The organism is Allobaculum sp. JKK-2023, from assembly GCF_034745455.1.
Taxonomy (GTDB): Bacteria; Bacillota_I; Bacilli_A; order Erysipelotrichales; family Erysipelotrichaceae; genus Allobaculum.
In genome coordinates, this window is the sequence record NZ_JAYERV010000003.1 from 568,125 (window position 1) to 585,973 (window position 17,849).

Consider the following 17,849-nt stretch of genomic DNA (forward strand, 5'->3'; position numbering starts at 1 on the left):
AAAAACAAAGTATCAATCATTGACTATCGGTAAATCCGGTGAAACGAACATGGAAAGTAATCTGAAAATGGCATTTCTCTGGTCTGGTGAAATTTTCAAATCTGTGAATCAGGCTCTAGCGAAACCAGAAGCCTTTCTTTTTCTTGACCGTATCAAACGGCCAGTCTTCAGAATGAAGAATTTTGGCACTGACTTTGCCATCTTCAATCGTCACGACCGCATAGGCTGGGGATTTTCCATCTCTTGGCCAGGTCATGCTTCCGGGGTTGATCAGCCAGACGCCTTTTTCTTCTTTGGCCATGGGCACATGCGTATGACCAAAGATTGCTACGCTGCAGCCGTTTTCTTTCGCTGCACGGATCAGCTGTTCTTCGCGGTTATGGTAACCAAAACGATGCGAATGGCACACATAAATGCGGACGCCCGCAATGTTTAAAATCCGCTGGGAAGGCATAGTGTAATCCCAGTCGTTATTGCCGCGCACAAAGACCCAGCGTCGATAATTGGTCGCATCCTCTTCAAGGTCTCCGCAATGGATAAAGACATCCGCTGTTGGATAGGCTTCTTCTAATTTTCTCAGGACATCATTGCGGCCATGTGTATCACTGGCCACGATTAATTGTGCTTTCATTTGCTTTACTCCCCTGCATCGTATTCTTCTAATGACTCATTGCGGCTGGCCATGGCCATTGCACTTTCCTTGGTGACATAACGGATCACGAAGGGCTGAAATGGAACGCCAGTCTGTTGTTCCTTGGCTTCCGGGTAGCGGAAAATCCAGCCATATTGCGCGGCATGGGTTTTCAGCCAGTCCCACGCCTGACGCTGCGAGTCGCTTAACGCCTGACTGGCAGCATTGAAATCCAGGCCGTTTCCTTTGGATAAAGTCTGGTTCCAGGGATCAAATCCGTCCAGATAGAGCGTCAGCCCCAGCTGCTCTTCTCTGCTTCCGTAGGGACCCATTGGATAACTGGAATAATCCGTCATCTTATTCTGGAGTTCATACGGGACAAATCCGGAGATGGCTTTCAGCTCCACCCCCTCAGCGGCCGCAGCGGCTTTCATCTGTTTCCAGCTGCTGGCAGCCTGCTGACGCAGGGAGATATTTTCTTCGGCCGCCGCTAAATCGGCTGGCCCCCATGTAAACAAAGTCGTTTCCGGATCAAGCACATAGGTAAAGGAGTTTGGATTGGAAGCCAGCGGCAGGGAAACGCCCGATTCCAAATAGGCAATCAGATTGGAATAAGGCATCCACGAAAGCACTTGGCGCAGCGCATCGAGCGTAAACTGATCACGATACGTATTGACAAACTGGACAATGAAGGCTGGATCCGCTTTCTGGGTTGAAGCTGCCACATCATAGTACAGTGAGTTATTCAGATTAAATCCCTCGACATCCAGGTAAGGCAGCACCTGTTCGGGCTTGAGCTGGTTGTTGATCATCGTGTTGATCTGCTCATTGTCGAGTCTTGCCGCCAGTTCTTCTCGCTGCAATGTTGTTCCATACGGATATCGGGAAAGCGGGTCGGACTCATTTTGCATATACAGAAACGTTCCAGCAATAAAGCAGACCATGCAGGCAAATACAACCAGCCTTGTCGCCAAAACCTTCCCTGGCAGTTTCTCTTTACTCATGGCACCCCTCCTTTCTGATGACGGCTTTAAAGCCGCCTGATTGTCTATTGTTATGGTTCATCTTTTCATTCTGGTCAAATTTCTATATTCAATGTTAAATCTATCTTTCTGGTTAAGAATTTTCAGAAAGGGATTCAGAGTCTGTCGTTTCCAGAACATCCACCGCCAGTTCATCTTCATCAACCCATTCATCCTGAAGGGCCTTCTCGTCGACCAGAGCATCTTCAAAGGCATCCTGTCCAACCAAGTCGTCCTCAACAAACGCCCTGCCCAAGAGATCCTGTACTTCTTCTTGGGCTTCCTGGACAATGGCTTCTGTTTGCAGGGCCAGATCTTCCCGCTGGTCTTCGTTTTCATGCAGACGGGTATAGAGCAGCGCTGCCACTTTTTCGGGCACGACTTGCGCCAGTTCCTCTTGGGTGGCGGCTTTCATTTTTTTCAGAGATGGAAAGCGGGCCTGAATCTGTTTTTTTCTTGCCGGACCAATTCCAGGAATATCATCAAGAATGGACTTGGTCATGCCTTTCGAACGCAGTTTTTTATGGTAGGTGATCGCAAAGCGGTGGACCTCATCCTGCATTCGGGTCAACAAGAAAAATAAGGGATCTGTCTTATCGAGTTCAATCTCGTTGAGGTTTTCATCAAGCAAAGCTCTGGTCGTATGTTTATCGTCTTTGACCAGGCCAGCAATCGTTAAATCCAGCCCCAGCTCATCGCGGATGTGCACAGCCGCATGAATCTGGCCCGCACCACCATCGACTAAAAGCAGATCTGGCATCGGTTTGTCTTCTCTGGCCAGTCTGGCATACCGGCGGCGGACAACTTCTTTCATGGAGTCAGTATCGGAAATGTACTCGCCTAACTGATACTTGCGATAGCTGGACTTATCCGGCTTTCCATCTTTAAAGACTACCAGACCGGAAACATTATAGGCACCAGAGATGTGCGAGTTATCGAACATTTCCACCGTATGAACCGGTTTCTTAAAGATCTGGGACAGATGGCGGGTGGCTCCTTCCAGTTCACGATCTTTGGCATAGATCAGCTGGAATTTCTGGTCATGTGCTTCTTTGGCATTGGCATGAACCAGATCAATCAGCTTCTTGCGGTCGCCGCGCTGCGGAATCGTAATTCGGGTCTGCAACGCTTCTTCCAGAATCCTGGTATTGGTGCCTGCCGGAACATAAACCTGCCTGGGCACGGTATTGGTCTGGTAGTATTGCAGGATATAAGCCAGAAAAGCGTCTTCACTTTCTTCATACACCGGCGAAATCGACATGTTCCGTTCGAGCAGTTTTCCCTGGCGCACGAAGAAGCCCTGAATGGACAGGTAGCCCTTGTCCTCATACCAGCCAAAGGCATCAAAGGAATCGCGCACAGAAAAGTCGATTGTCTGTTTTTCCTGGACGTAGTCAATGGAACGAATCTGCTCAAGCAGCTCCTGCGCGCGTTCAAACTGCAAATCCTGGGCGGCCGCCTGCATTTTTTCGGTCAGTTCCCCTTTGACTTCATCGGTATACCCCTTCAAAAATCGAATGACTTTTTCCCGGTTTTTCAAAGCTTCCTGTTCATCGATTTTCTGGAAACAGAATCCCATGCACTGATGCATGTGGTAATACAGACAGGCACTCTTGCCCATCGTTTTGCACTTACGGATCGGGAAAAGCTGGTTAATCAGCTTGACCATGTCATAGGCATACGTTGAAACGGGATACGGACCAAAGTAGTCATTTTTGCGGTTGACGACCTTACGGGTAATGCGCACAGTAAAGTCCGCTCCCTTGGTGACTTCGATATATGGATACATCTTGTCATCCATGAACATGATGTTAAAGGGCGGCCGGTGCCGTTTAATCAGGTTGATTTCCAGCAGCAGAGCTTCTTTTTCCGTACTGGTCTGAATGAATTCAAAATCCTGAATCCGGGCGACCAGTTTGGTCGTTTTGTTATTGTGGACACCATGGAAGTAGGAACGAACCCGATTTTTCAGAATCTTGGCTTTACCGACATAGAGGATGTCTCCGTTTTCATCTTTCATGATGTAACAGCCGGGCTTATCCGGTAAAAGCGCCAGTTTTTGGGCGATGTGGTCAGTTAGTGGCATCTTTGCTCATCCGGGGCTGATTCTTATTCTTCTTCCCCGTTCCTCCTTTCTGGTGGTTCCTTTTGCTGCATTTTCAGGGATTTCTTTCAATGGTTCAAGAAAACAAGCCGTTTACGAATGCGTATTCTTTGAAAATCACAGGCAGTCTCTATTTCAGCTCCACCAATGTCGCACCCAGCCCACCATCACTTGGACCACCGGCGCTGAGATTCTTGACATTTGGATGTTTGCGCAGATCTTCCCAGACAGCTTTACGCAAAGCACCCGTTCCCATTCCATGGATAATCCGGACGTTTTTGACGTTATGGTAAACCGCCTGATCAATATAATGATCCAGCGTGCGAATGCCTTCTTCCACCCGCATGCCGATCAGATTGAGTTCCATCGGGAAGGCTTTAAAGGAGCGTTCCGGGCGCGCTTTTGCGGCGGCTTTTTCAACTTTTGGCCGTTTCATCAAAACCAGCTGGTCAACCGAAACATTCACGCGCCGGCCATTGACCACGACAACCGCTTTCCCCTTGCGCACCGACTGGACTTCCCCATGGTTGTTGAGCGTTGTAATGCGAACATAATCGCCGGCTTTGAATTCATGCGGCTTTTCTTCCTGAGCAGCCGCATTGGAAGATCCTTTCGGGCCGGTATTCAGGCCATCGAGTTTTCCCATCTGTTCGATCTGTTCATGATTCATCGAGTGGGTCTGTTTTTTCAGATCGCGGATAATCTTGCGGGCTTCTTCTTTCTTTTCAAAAAGCATGTCATCGAGTTGGCGCTGGTAGTCATCATCCAGACGGGCTTTCATTTCCGCCCACTTCTGGCGATCATGATCCGCCTTGCGCTGCAGATCATGGGCATTGGCAACCAGGGCATCAAAACGGTCTTTCTGTTTCTGAAGCGCGGCTTGTTTCTGTTCGAGAATTTCCAGCTGGCGGTCACTTTCCGAAGCATTTTCTTCTTTGATCGCTTCAGCCCGGGCCAGAACGGTTTCGGGCAGGCCTAACTGCCTGGCAATCGGAAATGCACAACTTGAACCGCTGACTCCTTCCAGGTAGCGGTAAGTGGGTTTGAGCGTTTCAGGATCAAATTCCACACTGCCAACCTGAATTTTGCGGTTGGTGGTGCCAAAAGTCTTGACTTCCGAGTAGTGTGTTGAAGTCAGAATTGTACTGCCAGCCTGAATGAGCGTTTCCAGAACGGCCTGAGCAAGCGCCGCACCTTCCTGCGGGTCCGTGCCGCTGCCAATTTCATCGAGAAGCACAAACGTATCCGAATCGGCATTGCGAACAATTTCGCCTAGTTTTCTGGCATGACCAGAGAAGGTGGACAAGTTCTGCTCAATTGACTGACCATCGCCAATATCAAAGAAGAACTGGTTGTACACCGGAAGCATGGCTTCGTGAGCCGAGATGGGAAATCCGCTGTGGGCCAGAAGCAGAAACAGGCCGATGGTTTTTAACGTCACCGTTTTACCACCCATGTTCGAGCCGGTAATCATCAGGCAGGATTTGGCATCACTGAGGGTATAGCGGTTGGCCACGGCTGTTTTCTGATCCAGCAGCGGATGAATCGCATGTTCCAGGCGCAGACTGTGGCTGCCAGTATGAAGAAGAGGAATACAGCCATCATGGGCAAGCATCCAGCTGCCTTTGGCCAGTGCCAGATCGAGAATTTCCAGGGTTTCGTCATTGGCAAGCAAGGCCGTCGCTTCGCAGCGGATCTGGCCGGATAACTCCATGCAGATCTTCTTTTTCTCATTTTCAATTTCCATTTCCAGCTGCGCCGTTTCATTGTTTAGGGAAACCAGCGCATCTGGTTCGACATAGCAGGCAGCTCCGGACTGACTCAGTCCATGAACCATGCCGCCATATTTGTATTTATCCGCCGCTTTCATCAATACACACACACGGCCCCCGCTTGACACACTGACGGAATCCACCAGTGAATCGCCATGGCTTTTGATAAATCGTCTGGCCGCGGCACTTAAGTCTGCTTTGGCCGCCGTCAGCTTGCGATCAAGATTGCGCAGAGTCGGCGTGGCATCCATGCGCACCTGGCCGGAAAGATCGATGCAGTCATCAATCTTCTTGGCCAGACCTTTGAGCGGTGTTAAAGTCGAAGCCACTTCATGTAAAAGAGGATTGGTTTGGGGATCAAAGGCATTGACGGCTGCTGCACAGGCCCCCAAAAAAAAGGAGACTTCCAGCAATTCTGAAGGGAGCAGACTCATTCCTTTTTTGGCCGCCAAAACAAGCCTGGTAATATCGGTAAATCCGCCAAGGGACAGACCACCCCCGGCCTGCAGATACCGAGCCGCCTCATCCGCCCGATCCAGATCCAATCGGATCTGCATTAAATTGGTGGATGGGCGGGCGCTTCGGATTTTTTCTGCCGTTTTGGCACTGTACGCCCGCGAGGCAAACTGCTCAAGAACCGCCGCAAAATCCACGGCTTCAAATTGTTCAGATAACATCCTGAATCCCCCGCTTTCTATTGTTATGTTCTTTCTTGTCAAAGGTTCGGTTCTATTTTTATGCTTTCTAATTCAATTTTTATGCTTTTCCTGTCTGATCAAGTTGCCCACCTTTTTCATTTTGCGATGCAAAAGTCAATCAGGTTCTGCCCTGCGCTTTTCTGGATCGCTTTACAAATCGTTCAATCCGATCCGCAGACCGGCCTGGCATTGTTCCATAATAGAGCGCTTGGCCATCTTTTTATGATACCACTGACGTCAATGGTATAATCGACTTATGTCCACTGTTACCCGAAAGATGGAGCCGGCAGCGATTGAGGCTCTCTATAAACGATTAAAACCAATCGCTCTTTCAGAAAAACAACCCAATTATACCTATTGGCAGATTAAAACTCAGGAAATGACCGTTACCGCCTATACCTCAGGAAAAGTCGTCTATCAAGGGGCTGATCTGTCCTGGCTTGAAGACGACGAACCAGAATCTTCTGCTCGATCTTCCTCCTCCAGAACCTCTTCTTCAAAATCATTTAACACTTCCGACAAAAAGCCGTTAGGCCTGACCTTTCCGCAGGCTGGCAGTGATGAAGTCGGTACCGGCGATTATTTTGGCCCGATTGTCGTAGCGGCCACAATTGTCCCCGATGAAGAAACAGCACGCCAACTGGAAGCCATGCAGGTCACCGACTCGAAGAAAATGACGGATACCGTCATTCGCAAAGTTGCCCCAAAAATCCAGGAAATGATTCCCAATACGATTATGGTGCTCGATAATCCGCGTTACAATCAGATCTACCACAAAGATCGGATGAACATTAACCGCATCAAAGCCTGGATGCACAACCAGGCCTATATCAATCTGCGAAACAAAGGGTATACCCTGCCCGCACTGAAAGTAGTCGACCAGTTTGTCCAGCCAGCCGGCTATTATCGTCATCTGGCGGCGGTTTCGGAAGTCGTTTCCGATCTTCATTTTGAAACCAAAGCGGAATCCCACTATGTTTCCGTTGCGGCTGCCTCTGTTCTTGCACGCTTTGCCTTTTTAAAGTACATGGATAAGCTGGAAGCCAAGTATGGTATGCCCATTGCCAAAGGCGGCGGCGAGCAGGCAACCGAATGTGCCCGTAAGTTTAAGCAGCGCTTTGGCCAAGATGAACTTAAAAACGCAGTCAAACTGCACTTCACCAACACCACGAAGCTCTAAGCCATCTCCTAGTTTTTGTTTTATGGACTCTGTCTTTACAGAGTCCATATCCGCCCTGTTTTTCATTGAATCAAATAAAAACCTTCAGTTTCCAGACTGGGTCTTCATCCGAAGAACTTGATGGAAAGCTGAAGGCTTTTCAGTTTGATGGAAATCAGCAGCTGGACTCTGATGCCCTTTCTGTTTCGAAGACTGGCCAGGGATGTTCAGATCGATTGATGCAGTCTGGCTTTTAAAGGCGCAATGTCCTGACGATAAGAAATACATCCTTTATAGTCGAAACCATAAAGACTGGCAAACCGCTGAATGGTGTAAATGCCCGCTTCAAGCATCCATTTTTCAGGGGCAGCACCCTGATAAATCAGGTAGAGATCTTTTCCGGCAAGGCTGTCGCTGGCCACAGGTCCATAAAAGCGATCCAGCATTACGCGCAGACCGCCCGAAAGATTATGCCAGTACATGGGAGAACCCAGAACCAGAATATCGCATCCGCGAATCCTGGCGAGGATTTCATCAAACTGGTCTTCTGGCAGCGTTGAGCCATAGAAATTGATCCGGTAATCCGCCAACGTGATGGTTTCATAAGACAGACCTTCAAGCAGGTTTGCAGCATAGGTGGCGGTCATACCGGACTTTTCAGGAGAACTGTTGATAAAGAGAATTTTTTTCATATTGATCATGACCTTTCTGTATTTTTCCTTTTTCTGCGCATCGGCAGATTGAAAAGGAAGTCCAAAGAGAATGGATCTTTGATGATTCTCATTGTAAAAACCGATAGTAACAACCGGTCAACCCATAAACTCATCCAGGCAGCCCCTTTTTTGGAGGAAGCCATCTTTTTGCGTCCGTTTCTCTTTCCATCCCGATCTTCCCTTTCCATCCGCTCCTTCTCTTTCATCGGTGACAATTTCAAAGACGAAATTTGATCCCGGTTTGCGCTAGACAGGTGCTACTCCCGGTCAGATACAATGAATTCGAAAGAGAACGAAATCAATATGATTTATGCAATGAAAGATGTATCCCGGATCACGGGATTGAGTTACGATACGTTGAAGTTTTACTGCAACGAAGGACTGATTCCATCCGTCAAGCGGGACAGCCGCAATCACCGAATTTTTGATGACAAAGACCTGAACTGGATTGCGGGCATCCTTTGTCTGCGTCAATGTGAAATGCCGCTCAAAGAGATGAAAACGTTTCTTGCGTTATGCCTGGAAGGCGAGACTACGCTTGGCCAGCGGATTGCCATGCTCGACCATCTGGAAGATGGCATGGTCCAGAAGCAAAAGCGGCTGGAGGAAGACATTGCCTATATCCAAAAAAAGAAAAATTACTATCACCAGATTCAAAATGGTGAAAAGCCATATTTCAGTACTATTCTTCCTGATGGAAAGAGCCTGGAAGAATCAAAAGAGGCGTATTTCCGCCAACAGTCAGCCATGGACGCCTGCGATCCTGAAACCGACTGATTTTTCAAGCGTGGCTTGTGGGCATGCGATGGATGATGGAGAAAAAACTTCTCTTCCCGATTTTTGAACAGACAAAAAGCTGATCCGGCGCTTTGGATTTCAAAGAAATCCAGAGACGAAAGGATCAGCTTTTTCGTGGTTTCAAGCATGAGCTGGGCAGACAGGATTTGCCAAAAGTCTATTTCAGACTCATCCGCCCTTTAATGCGAGCAGCCGTTTTGGCCGCAGTCGCCTGGGATATGGTTGCTGACGGAAAAGTGGGTTGTTTTCACTCCTTCTGGCGTCTGTTCGTCCATTGAAAGATCGATGTGGATCTGGAAGGGCAGCTGAATCAGTTCTACGCCCGCATCCTGGAACATGCGCTTGCTGGCAAGATTATCCGGCTGGCCATCGTATTTATCGGATTCATAAATCACGCGGGTAATGCCGGACTGAATAATGGCTTTGGCACATTCATTGCATGGAAACAGTGAGACGTAAATTGTACAGCCGGAAAGGTTTTGAATGGAGTTTAAAATCGCATTCAGTTCCGCATGAACGACATAAGGATATTTCGTATCCAGGAACTCGCCTTTGCGCTCCCAGGAGTACTGGTCATCATCGCAGCCTTTGGGAAAGCCATTGTAGCCTAAGCCAACCACCCGTTTCTGGTCATTGACAATACAGGCGCCAACCTGCGTATTGGGATCTTTGGAGCGAAAAGCAGCCAGATGGGCCATGGCCATAAAGTATTGGTCCCAGCTTAAAACAGGGCTTCGTTTCATGCGTTTTGTTTCTCCTGTTCCAGCTCACCCAGAATTCTGGCAAACGTTGGATCCAATGGGGCTTCAAAGATCATCTTTTCACCGGTTCTTGGGTGAACAAATTCCAGCTGGTAAGCATGGAGCAGCTGGCCATTGGCTTCCAGAGTCTTGCGTGGTCCATATTTCGGGTCGCCGGCGACGGGATGCTTGATGTAAGCCATATGGACACGGATCTGGTGCGTCCGGCCAGTTTCCAGGGAGCATTCTACATAGGCATAGTCTTTAAAGTTTTCCAGCACCGTAAAATGCGTTACAGCGGGTTTGGAATTTTTCGCGGTGACAGCCATTTTCTGGCGGTCTTTTTCATCGCGGCCGATGGGGGCGTTGATGGTTCCATACGTATGAGAGAACGGATGATGAACGATGGCTTTGTATTTGCGGTGGCAGGTTTTATCCTGCAGCTGTTTTGCCAGGGATTCATGGGCCAGACCGTTTTTGGCAACCACCAGCAGACCCGAGGTATCTTTATCGATCCGGTGCACAATGCCCGGACGCATGACGCCATTGATGCCGGAGAGATCTTTACAGTGATCGAGCAGACCATTGACCAGGGTATGGGAATAATGGCCAGGTGCCGGATGGACAACCATGCCTTTTGGCTTGTTGATCACAATCAGATCGGAGTCTTCATAAATGACATCCAGGTCCATGGGTTCGGGAAGAACTTCCATGGATTGTGCAGGGGGTACATCGACAGCCAGAACATCCCCAGCCTGCAGTTTCTGGCTGGCTTTAACGGGTTTGTCATTGACGGTGACCCGTTTTTCATCCAGCAGATCAGAAGCGCGTTTGCGGGAAATATCCAGCACGGCGCAAAGGTATTTATCCAGTCTTGTGGGAACCTGGTCTTCTTTGACAACAAACGTTTCAAGGCCGCCTTCTTCTTTCGAATCGGGATCGTCTTCTTTTTCATCAAGTGTTACATCGATTTCAGCAGGTAAAGAGTCTTCAGGAAATTCAATTGTGATTTCTTCGCCCTCTTCTACTGATTTTGGTACTGAAGTATCAGCCATTTTTTGCGGCCTTCCTTTCTTTGAAATCGTCATAGAGCATGACGAACATTAACAGAATAAATCCTAAGGTAATGCATACGTCCGCTACATTGAATACCGCAAACGGAGATCCAAAAATATAGAAGCGGAAAAAGTCCCGAACGTAGCCAAAGCAGATCCGGTCAACGAGATTGCCAACAGCGCCCGCTAAAATCAATGCCAGGGCGAATTCCATTTTGGAATCTTTTGTTTTAAAGAACGCATAGACCATGGCGATGATTGCACCGATGGTCAGAATGTAGAAAAACCACATCCCAATTCCCGCAAAACTGGAAAAGGCTGCGCCATAGTTACGGACATAGGTCAGTTCAAAGAAGCCAGGAATCACCACAATCGTGCCATCGAGCGGGATAGACTTGGTGATGGCCCACTTGGTCCACTGATCCAGACCGACCAGGATAAACAAAAGCAGCAGGCAGGTGAAGATCGCTGGTACCTTGGATTTAAGCTTTCTGGTCCATGACATATCAGTCCCCCCTTTCTGATGTTCAGGCTTTTGTAAATGGGAAAAGCCATTTTTATTTGTGTCAGGTAAATTGTACAAATCTTCTCTCCTTGTGTCTTTTCGTGTCGATTCAATCGAATCGAAGATCAGTGTATCCAAGATTTGTCAAAAACAGATGAAACAAAATATGAAGATTTACTTAAAAGAGTTTATTGCCCTTCTTCGCATGGAAAATCATCTTGTAAAACAGCCATAAGCTTAAGCAAAAGGACAGGAAAAAGCCCACAAAGCCAAGCAGCGGGATCTCGAGAAAGCGCGGTTTCATGTTGGTCGTGCAGATAATCGAACTGCCTACAAGCAGTGCGGCAATCAAAACGCACACGATAATCCGATCGACCCAGCGATTAACTTCGGGCATCAGCTCACTTTGCAGATTTGCAATCGAAAGTCCAAGGCGCAGCTGGCCGTGCGAAAGAAGCCCCAGGATATTGTCGGCTTTGAGCGGCAGATTCATGAGAGCTTTGCCATCGGCATACGCCATCTGCAGCCATTTGACGATCTCCTGATTCCAGTCGATCTGGTCGATCGAGGTTTTGGATTTGGAGATGTAGTTGAGCATATTGACTTCCGGATCCAGGTCTTTGAGCGTTCCCTGAATCGTCACCATGCTTCTGGCCAGCATTGAAATCCCCTTGGGCAGACGGATCTTGTATTCATTGCAGACTTCCACCGCCTCTTCGATCATTTTACCAAGATCCAGACTGGCAAAGTCCTGGCTGACATAGCGGTTGAGATAGCTTTCCAGGGCATTGGAAAAACCAATGTAATCCAGGTCCGCCGGCGGTATGCCAATCGCAAGCACCGCATCGGTCAAGGCTGAAGTATCTCGGGCAGCAAGGGCGTGAAGAGCCTGGCTGATGGCCGCGGATTCATTTTTACTGATCTCGCCCATCATGCCAAAATCCAGCCAGCAGATGCGTCCATCATCAATCTTGAGATTTCCGGAATGGGGGTCAGCATGGAAAAAGCCGTAGTCAATCACCTGGGATAAAAAGTTCATCCCCAGCCGCATCGCAATTTCGTGGCGGGAGTAGCCAAGCTTTGCAAGTTCTGGATAGTTGTCGACCTCGACCCCGCCTACTTCTTCCATCACCAGAATATTGGGGCGGGTGTATTCGGTATAAATTTTCGGGACATGAATATATTGAAGACCCTGGCACTCTTTTGCAAAGCGGATCGCATTGCCGGCCTCATGGCGAAAGTCCATTTCTTCTTGAGCAGATGTCCAGAATTCATCAATGACTTCTTCAACATCGACAAGATCCCGCACCACTTCACTCAGTGACAGGATCTTCCCTGCTTTTTTCAGCATGGCGACATCAACTTTCATCTGCTCATAAATGCCCGGCCGCTGGACTTTGACCACGACTTTCTGGCCCTCTTTTGTGATGGCTTCATGCACCTGGGCCATCGAGGCTGAACCGAGCGGCGTTTGAGAAAAGGAAGCAAACAGCTCTTCCGGCGTTTTGCCATAGGCCCGGATGATTTCCTGACGAACGGTTGCATACGGCATTGGGGCCACATTTGAGCGCAGTTTTTCAAGCTCTTTGGTATAGGCCGGCGGCAGCAGATCTGAGCGGGAAGACATGATCTGTCCGAGTTTGACATAGGTCGGTCCTAAATCTTCAAGAATCATCCGCAGCTTGACGGGCGTCATCTTTTGCAGGGCATTATACTTTCGAACCGTCTTGAGAATCTGGAAAAAACGCCGGCGGGCGGAAACAGGTGCCCCAACAGGATGGTCAGACGCGGGGGCTGCCTGCGTCTTGAGCACATCATCAGCCTTTGAACTGTCGAATGTATTGGAATGGAGCGGCTGATTGGCGGCAGCTTTCGATTCTGGCGAATCCAAAGCTGATTCTCTCTGGCAAGAAGCCGTTCTGGAATCTGAATCCGGATTTGGATCTGTATCTGGCTGATCGGCTAGGTTCGAAACCTTTTGTTGCAAGATCTCTTTTGCCGCTTCTTCGCTCAGCTGTGAAACCTTCAGATCATTTTCAAAAATCCCAGCCGCCTCTAACGCCTCTTTTTCCTGGACAGTCCATGGGCTGTCATTAAAAGATGTCTCCGCCGATTCGAAAGCAGAAGCCGGATTTGCGGCTGCCTTATGGTCTGAGCTTTGCCTGAAAGCAAACTCAGTCTTTGCAGGGATAGAAGAGGAATCCGTCATTGAAAAATCGGAATCTGATCCAGCCGCTTTTCTGTCTGGCTCAACAGTCGAAAGGACAGGATTCGAAGGGGTATTCGGGGATGGATTGAGACTGGTCTTTGCCCCAGCCGCCACATCCGGCTTCGTTTTGGCGGGAGAATCCGAAGCAGAATTAGAATTAGAATTAGAATCAGACTCGGGGAGAAAAATCTCTTCTTGTACAGTTTCCTTGATGGCTTCTGTTTCAGCAGGCTCTTGTTCCTGCTTTTTTTCCTGCTCTTTTTCTTTGGACTCGAAAATCGATTCTTGCAGATCCTCCTGTGCCTGAGCGTGAAGATCAGTTTTTCTGGCATCAGTTTTAAAATCGAGAACTTCTTCGCTCTTTTCATGGCGGTCTGGCCCATTGTGGCGTATGGCAGATCTTTTGCGGTCAATATGCGTTTTCAGGCTGAAATCCTCCAGGCTGAACAGATCAGCCTGAAAGGACAACCAGTTTCCAGGGGTTTTCAGCGTACTGGACACTCTGGTCTTTTGATGGACTTCTTCTTTTTGTTCATGAACATCTAGAGCAATTTTCTTCTGGTCATGGATATGGACAGGATCCGATTCACCGGAAGGCTGATCGTCCAGCTCAGTCATCCTGTTTCGATCCGGATTCATCTTTGCCTCCGTGCTTCAGGGGAATATTTTCAATTTCTTCTTTTTCGGTATCGGTAATCTTGATCGAAATAGAAGGAATCGGGATATGCAAGGCCAGGTCAATGGCCCATTTGCTTTTCTGGTCAACTTTAATCATAGAGCAATTTTACCATGACCTATCCAATCGCCTTTTTACATACCCGAGCGGCTGCCTTGGCCAGCCCGACATGAAAAAAAGATCGTCGCGATGACGATCTTTTCAACATTTGACAGCAATGAAAACAGCCCAATGACAAAAACGGCTGAAGAAACAATTGAACGAAACAAATAAATTCCGGATCAGATTCTGTCAGACTGGGCCAGTTCATCAAAGGTGTTCTGACGGTTTTAAACGTTCAATTTGAGGTCTTCATCTGTATACAGCTTGGCCTGTAAGAAGAATTTGTGAATGACGTAGGTCACAACAGCCGGTAAGACAAAGGAAATCAGAATCAGCCCCAGCCAGTTCATGGCCCCAATCGATGCCATGCCGCCTTCACCCATCCAGCCGGTGATCACGCCAATCTGACCCACCAGGCCGCATGTCCCCATACCGCTGGAAATCGCTGGTCCATTCATTTCCAGATGGAACAGGCAAGTTGCAATTGGACCAATTACGGCACTGGCCAGAATCGTTGGCAGCCAGATGACGGGTTTGCGGATGATGTTGCCCATCTGGAGCATCGAAGTACCCAGACCCTGGGCAACCAGACCCGACCAGCGGTTGGCCGCAAAAGACATGATCGCAAAACCAATCATCTGCGTGCAGCATCCCGCAAGCGCTGCGCCCCCGGCAAGACCAGTCAGGGATAAAGCAGCGCAGATCGCTGCAGAACTGATCGGCAGTGTCAGGAAAATTCCCATCAATACCGAAACAATCATTCCCATCAAAAATGGCTGCAGTTCAGTCGCCCACATGATCAGGCTGCCAAGCCAGATCGCACCAGCCCCAATCGAGGGCGCCAGCGCAATCGATAATAAAGCGCCAATGCAGATCGTCACAAACGGAGTCACCAGAATATCGACTTTAGTTTCCTTGGAGACCAGTTTGCCGCACTCACAGGCAATCACCGCGACAAAATAAACAGCTAAAGGCCCGCCTGCGCCGCCAAGCGCATCCGCGGCATATCCAACCGCCAGCAGTGAGAATAAAACAAGTTTTGGAGCATTCAAAGACATGCCGATGGCCGCCGCCATCGCTGGACCTTTGACAGCACTGGCATAGGTTCCGATCTGAGCCAGTACTTCAATGTTCAACAAAGTCCCTAATGTATCCAGAATGGTGCCCATCAACAGGGATGCAAACAATCCCTGCGCCATGGCCGAAAGGGCATCAATGCCATAGCGTTTTGCGGAAATCTGGACGTCTTTACGCGCCAGAAACGCAATAGCAGCTTCCATAACTCAATTCCCTCCTAAGAATGATTTAATTGAACATGAGTATAGGCCTGCCATTTTTCTACCGCAATTCAATTTTTCGTTTCTTTTTCAAAACACAAAAAAAAACAACCAGAAAACGCAATTCTTTTCTGGCTGTTGACCGCTTTCATAGAGATTGGGATGTCCGGATGGCTTGGGATGTCCAAAACTCATTGTGAATCCTTGTTTATTCAAATGAGTTCTGGCCAGACACTTAAAGAACTCAGCTATTCTGGGTCTCTAAAGAAGTCTGGACATCTTTATCTTTGACAACACTGCCCCCGGCAGCCCGAATTTCTACGGCAGACGCTTCAAAGGTATTTTCTTCGCGGCTTGGCTTTTCACTTTCAAGGGCTTCTTTATAGACGTGAAGTTTATCAATCTGGTCTTTGGACAAGGTTGGATACTTCGGATCAATTTTCTCCAGAGCATTCAGGATGGCTTCAGAGACAAGGAAGCGCGCATACCATTTCTTGTCCGCTGGAATGACATACCATGGGTTATGTTCCGTCGAAGTGGCATTGATCATATCTTCATAGGCTTCGGTGTACTCATCCCAGAGACCCCGTTCACTTAAATCCGCTTCGGAGAACTTCCAGTTCTTTTCCGGACGCTCAATACGTTCCATGAACCGCTTTTTCTGGGTTTCAGCTGAAACATTCAGGTAGATTTTGACGATCCGATAACCGTTGTCGTACAGATAGTCCTCAAATTGGGAAATTTGTTTGTACCGGCGGGTAATGATGTCGGCGTTCAGCAGTCTTTCTGGCAGTTTGTACTTTTTCCAGAGTTCTCTGACTTTGACAATCAGAACATCTTCGTAGTAAGACCGGTTGAAGATCGCAATCTTACCCCGTTCTGGAAGGGCCTTGTTAAACCGCCACAGAAAGTCATGGGCAAGTTCTTCATGGCTTGGCGACTTAAAGCTGTAAACATCAACACCCTGTGGATTGACACCACTCATGACGTGTTTGATGGTTCCATCTTTACCCGCGGCATCGCGGGCCTGAATGAGAATAATCAAGCCTTCTCTTCCATCCGCATACAGCTTATCTTGCAGCTGCTGGATCTGAAGCTGATTGGCTGCGGTTTTTGCGATCAGCTCCTCTTTGTGTTTTTTCATGTCCTTGGGGGACGTCGGTGCTTTTTTCAGATTGATCGCTTCGGATCCATCGTATTTATATTGTTTGAGCATAATGGCCTGCTTTCTTTTCCATCAGTATATAGGTCTTTAGAAATCACAAACTCTTTCATGCCTTAAAGAAAGTCAAATCTAATTCTCCATCGGATCTGCAGCCGGCCGGCAGATTGCAAAAAGCAGACACAGCCTCACCATGGGCCCATACCTTGCCCCCATCTGCGCCTGCTTTCAGGAAAAGAAAAAAGGTGAACATCTGCTTTGATCCTGCAAAAATCCACCATTTGTTGATCCAGTCAAAATTCAATGTCTTCTGCTATGCCTGACGAACACGTTTTCTTGCCAGAAAGGTTTCGATGGCCGGAGCAGCTTCCACCATCAAAACAGAGGCAAAAATCAACACGCCGCCGATAATCATGATTGGTGTTTTGGCCTCATGTAAAATCAGAAAGCCAAACAGATTGCCCCAAAGACTCTCTGTTCCCAAAAGAATCGAACAGGCAGCCGGCGAAGTATATTGCTGGGCCGTTGTCTGCAGCCAGTAACACACAAACGTCGCCAGAACAATCGAATACAAAACCGACACAATCGCCGGACCTTCAAGATGAGAAGGCCATGTTGTCGTCAGTCCAAATGGCAAGGCGCAAAGCGCAGCCACGCTTAACTGGACGGCATTGATGACTGTTGCCGAGGCCGATCCCGCTTGAGAAAGCGAAACGATCTGGCCGGCAAACAACACCGCACAGACCAGCGTCAGCCAGTCTCCGGCATTGAGCGAAAAGCTGCCCGAAGACAAAGATAAGCAGCCAATTCCAATCAGACAGATTACCGCTGCCGCAAAAACAATCGGATCCGGTTTCTTGCGATACAGCATCCAGACGATGAAAGGGACACAGATCACATTGACCGCCGTCAAAAAGGCATTCATGCCCGTGGTTGTCCGCTCCAGACCAAAGGTCTGAAAGGCAAAGGCAAGATAGAGCAGCACCCCGGAAATGGTTCCGATTTTTACGGCCTGCTTCGTCATTTGTTCATGGTGGTACAAGACGGGAATCCAGGCCAGCAATGCGCCCCCCGCAAAGCGCAGCAATAAAAACGCAAATGGAGTAAAGCTGTCCAGCCCCATCTCGGTGGCCACAAAACCGCCGCCCCAGATGACTGCCGTTAAAAGACAATAGAGATTTGCTTTCTGTTTCGACATAAACTTCCTTTCCAAGACTCTTCTTTCA

At 48.5% G+C, this 17,849-nt stretch carries 16 protein-coding genes; 2 read left to right on the forward strand and 14 right to left on the reverse strand.

Going from position 1 to position 17,849, the window contains the following annotated elements:
- Positions 1–115: 115 nt before the first annotated feature.
- From U4956_RS02320 to U4956_RS02335, 4 genes are all read right to left on the reverse strand, one after another.
- Positions 116–631, reverse strand: coding sequence for a metallophosphoesterase family protein (locus U4956_RS02320; protein WP_323088763.1), 516 nt, complete (start codon positions 629–631; stop codon positions 116–118).
- A gap of 5 nt (positions 632–636) precedes the next feature.
- The gene (locus U4956_RS02325) at positions 637–1,635 is read right to left on the reverse strand and encodes a M15 family metallopeptidase (RefSeq protein ID WP_323088764.1); all 999 of its coding nucleotides are present in this window, start codon (positions 1,633–1,635) and stop codon (positions 637–639) included.
- A 112-nt stretch (positions 1,636–1,747) separates the two neighbouring features.
- A complete protein-coding gene (uvrC, locus tag U4956_RS02330; protein ID WP_323088765.1) occupies positions 1,748–3,739 on the reverse strand; it encodes an excinuclease ABC subunit UvrC in 1,992 nt (663 codons plus the stop codon).
- Between the two features lie 148 nt (positions 3,740–3,887).
- Positions 3,888–6,206 (reverse strand): endonuclease MutS2, encoded by a 2,319-nt coding sequence (locus U4956_RS02335; RefSeq protein WP_323088767.1) that lies wholly within the window; start codon positions 6,204–6,206, stop codon positions 3,888–3,890.
- 277 nt (positions 6,207–6,483) lie between these two features.
- On the opposite strand from U4956_RS02335, the gene rnhC reads away from it, so the two are divergent.
- Positions 6,484–7,407, forward strand: coding sequence for a ribonuclease HIII (rnhC, locus tag U4956_RS02340; protein WP_323088768.1), 924 nt, complete (start codon positions 6,484–6,486; stop codon positions 7,405–7,407).
- A 206-nt stretch (positions 7,408–7,613) separates the two neighbouring features.
- Here the strand turns inward: rnhC and U4956_RS02345 are convergent, their stop codons facing one another.
- Positions 7,614–8,078, reverse strand: coding sequence for a flavodoxin family protein (locus tag U4956_RS02345; protein ID WP_323088769.1), 465 nt, complete (start codon positions 8,076–8,078; stop codon positions 7,614–7,616).
- 324 nt (positions 8,079–8,402) lie between these two features.
- Between U4956_RS02345 and U4956_RS02350 the strand changes: the two genes are divergently transcribed.
- Positions 8,403–8,876, forward strand: coding sequence for a MerR family transcriptional regulator (locus tag U4956_RS02350; RefSeq protein WP_323088770.1), 474 nt, complete (start codon positions 8,403–8,405; stop codon positions 8,874–8,876).
- A gap of 200 nt (positions 8,877–9,076) precedes the next feature.
- Here U4956_RS02350 and U4956_RS02355 read toward each other — a convergent pair whose 3' ends face one another.
- From U4956_RS02355 to U4956_RS02395, 9 genes are all read right to left on the reverse strand, one after another.
- Entirely contained in the window at positions 9,077–9,640 is a 564-nt protein-coding gene (locus tag U4956_RS02355) for a dCMP deaminase family protein (RefSeq protein ID WP_323088772.1), read from the reverse strand.
- On the reverse strand, positions 9,637–10,692 hold the full coding sequence (locus U4956_RS02360) for an RluA family pseudouridine synthase (RefSeq protein ID WP_323088774.1): 1,056 nt from the start codon (positions 10,690–10,692) through the stop codon (positions 9,637–9,639). The genes U4956_RS02355 and U4956_RS02360 overlap by 4 nt, the downstream gene beginning before the upstream one ends.
- The gene (lspA, locus tag U4956_RS02365; protein WP_323088776.1) at positions 10,685–11,197 is read right to left on the reverse strand and encodes a signal peptidase II; all 513 of its coding nucleotides are present in this window, start codon (positions 11,195–11,197) and stop codon (positions 10,685–10,687) included. The genes U4956_RS02360 and lspA overlap by 8 nt, the downstream gene beginning before the upstream one ends.
- A 178-nt stretch (positions 11,198–11,375) precedes the next feature.
- The gene (locus U4956_RS02370; protein ID WP_323088778.1) at positions 11,376–14,045 is read right to left on the reverse strand and encodes an ABC1 kinase family protein; all 2,670 of its coding nucleotides are present in this window, start codon (positions 14,043–14,045) and stop codon (positions 11,376–11,378) included.
- A complete protein-coding gene (locus tag U4956_RS02375) occupies positions 14,017–14,181 on the reverse strand; it encodes a hypothetical protein (protein ID WP_323088780.1) in 165 nt (54 codons plus the stop codon). Before U4956_RS02375 ends, U4956_RS02370 begins: the two co-directional genes overlap by 29 nt.
- 230 nt (positions 14,182–14,411) lie before the next feature.
- Positions 14,412–15,464, reverse strand: coding sequence for a PTS sugar transporter subunit IIC (locus U4956_RS02380; protein WP_323088782.1), 1,053 nt, complete (start codon positions 15,462–15,464; stop codon positions 14,412–14,414).
- A gap of 241 nt (positions 15,465–15,705) precedes the next feature.
- Entirely contained in the window at positions 15,706–16,677 is a 972-nt protein-coding gene (locus U4956_RS02385) for a PPK2 family polyphosphate kinase (RefSeq protein ID WP_323088784.1), read from the reverse strand.
- Positions 16,678–16,732: 55 nt separating this feature from the next.
- Positions 16,733–16,927 carry a hypothetical protein gene (locus tag U4956_RS02390; protein ID WP_323088786.1) on the reverse strand — a complete coding sequence of 65 codons (195 nt, stop codon included), beginning with the start codon at positions 16,925–16,927 and terminating at the stop codon, positions 16,733–16,735.
- A gap of 9 nt (positions 16,928–16,936) precedes the next feature.
- The gene (locus U4956_RS02395) at positions 16,937–17,821 is read right to left on the reverse strand and encodes a DMT family transporter (RefSeq protein WP_323088788.1); all 885 of its coding nucleotides are present in this window, start codon (positions 17,819–17,821) and stop codon (positions 16,937–16,939) included.
- Between the last annotated feature and the right edge of the window lie 28 nt (positions 17,822–17,849).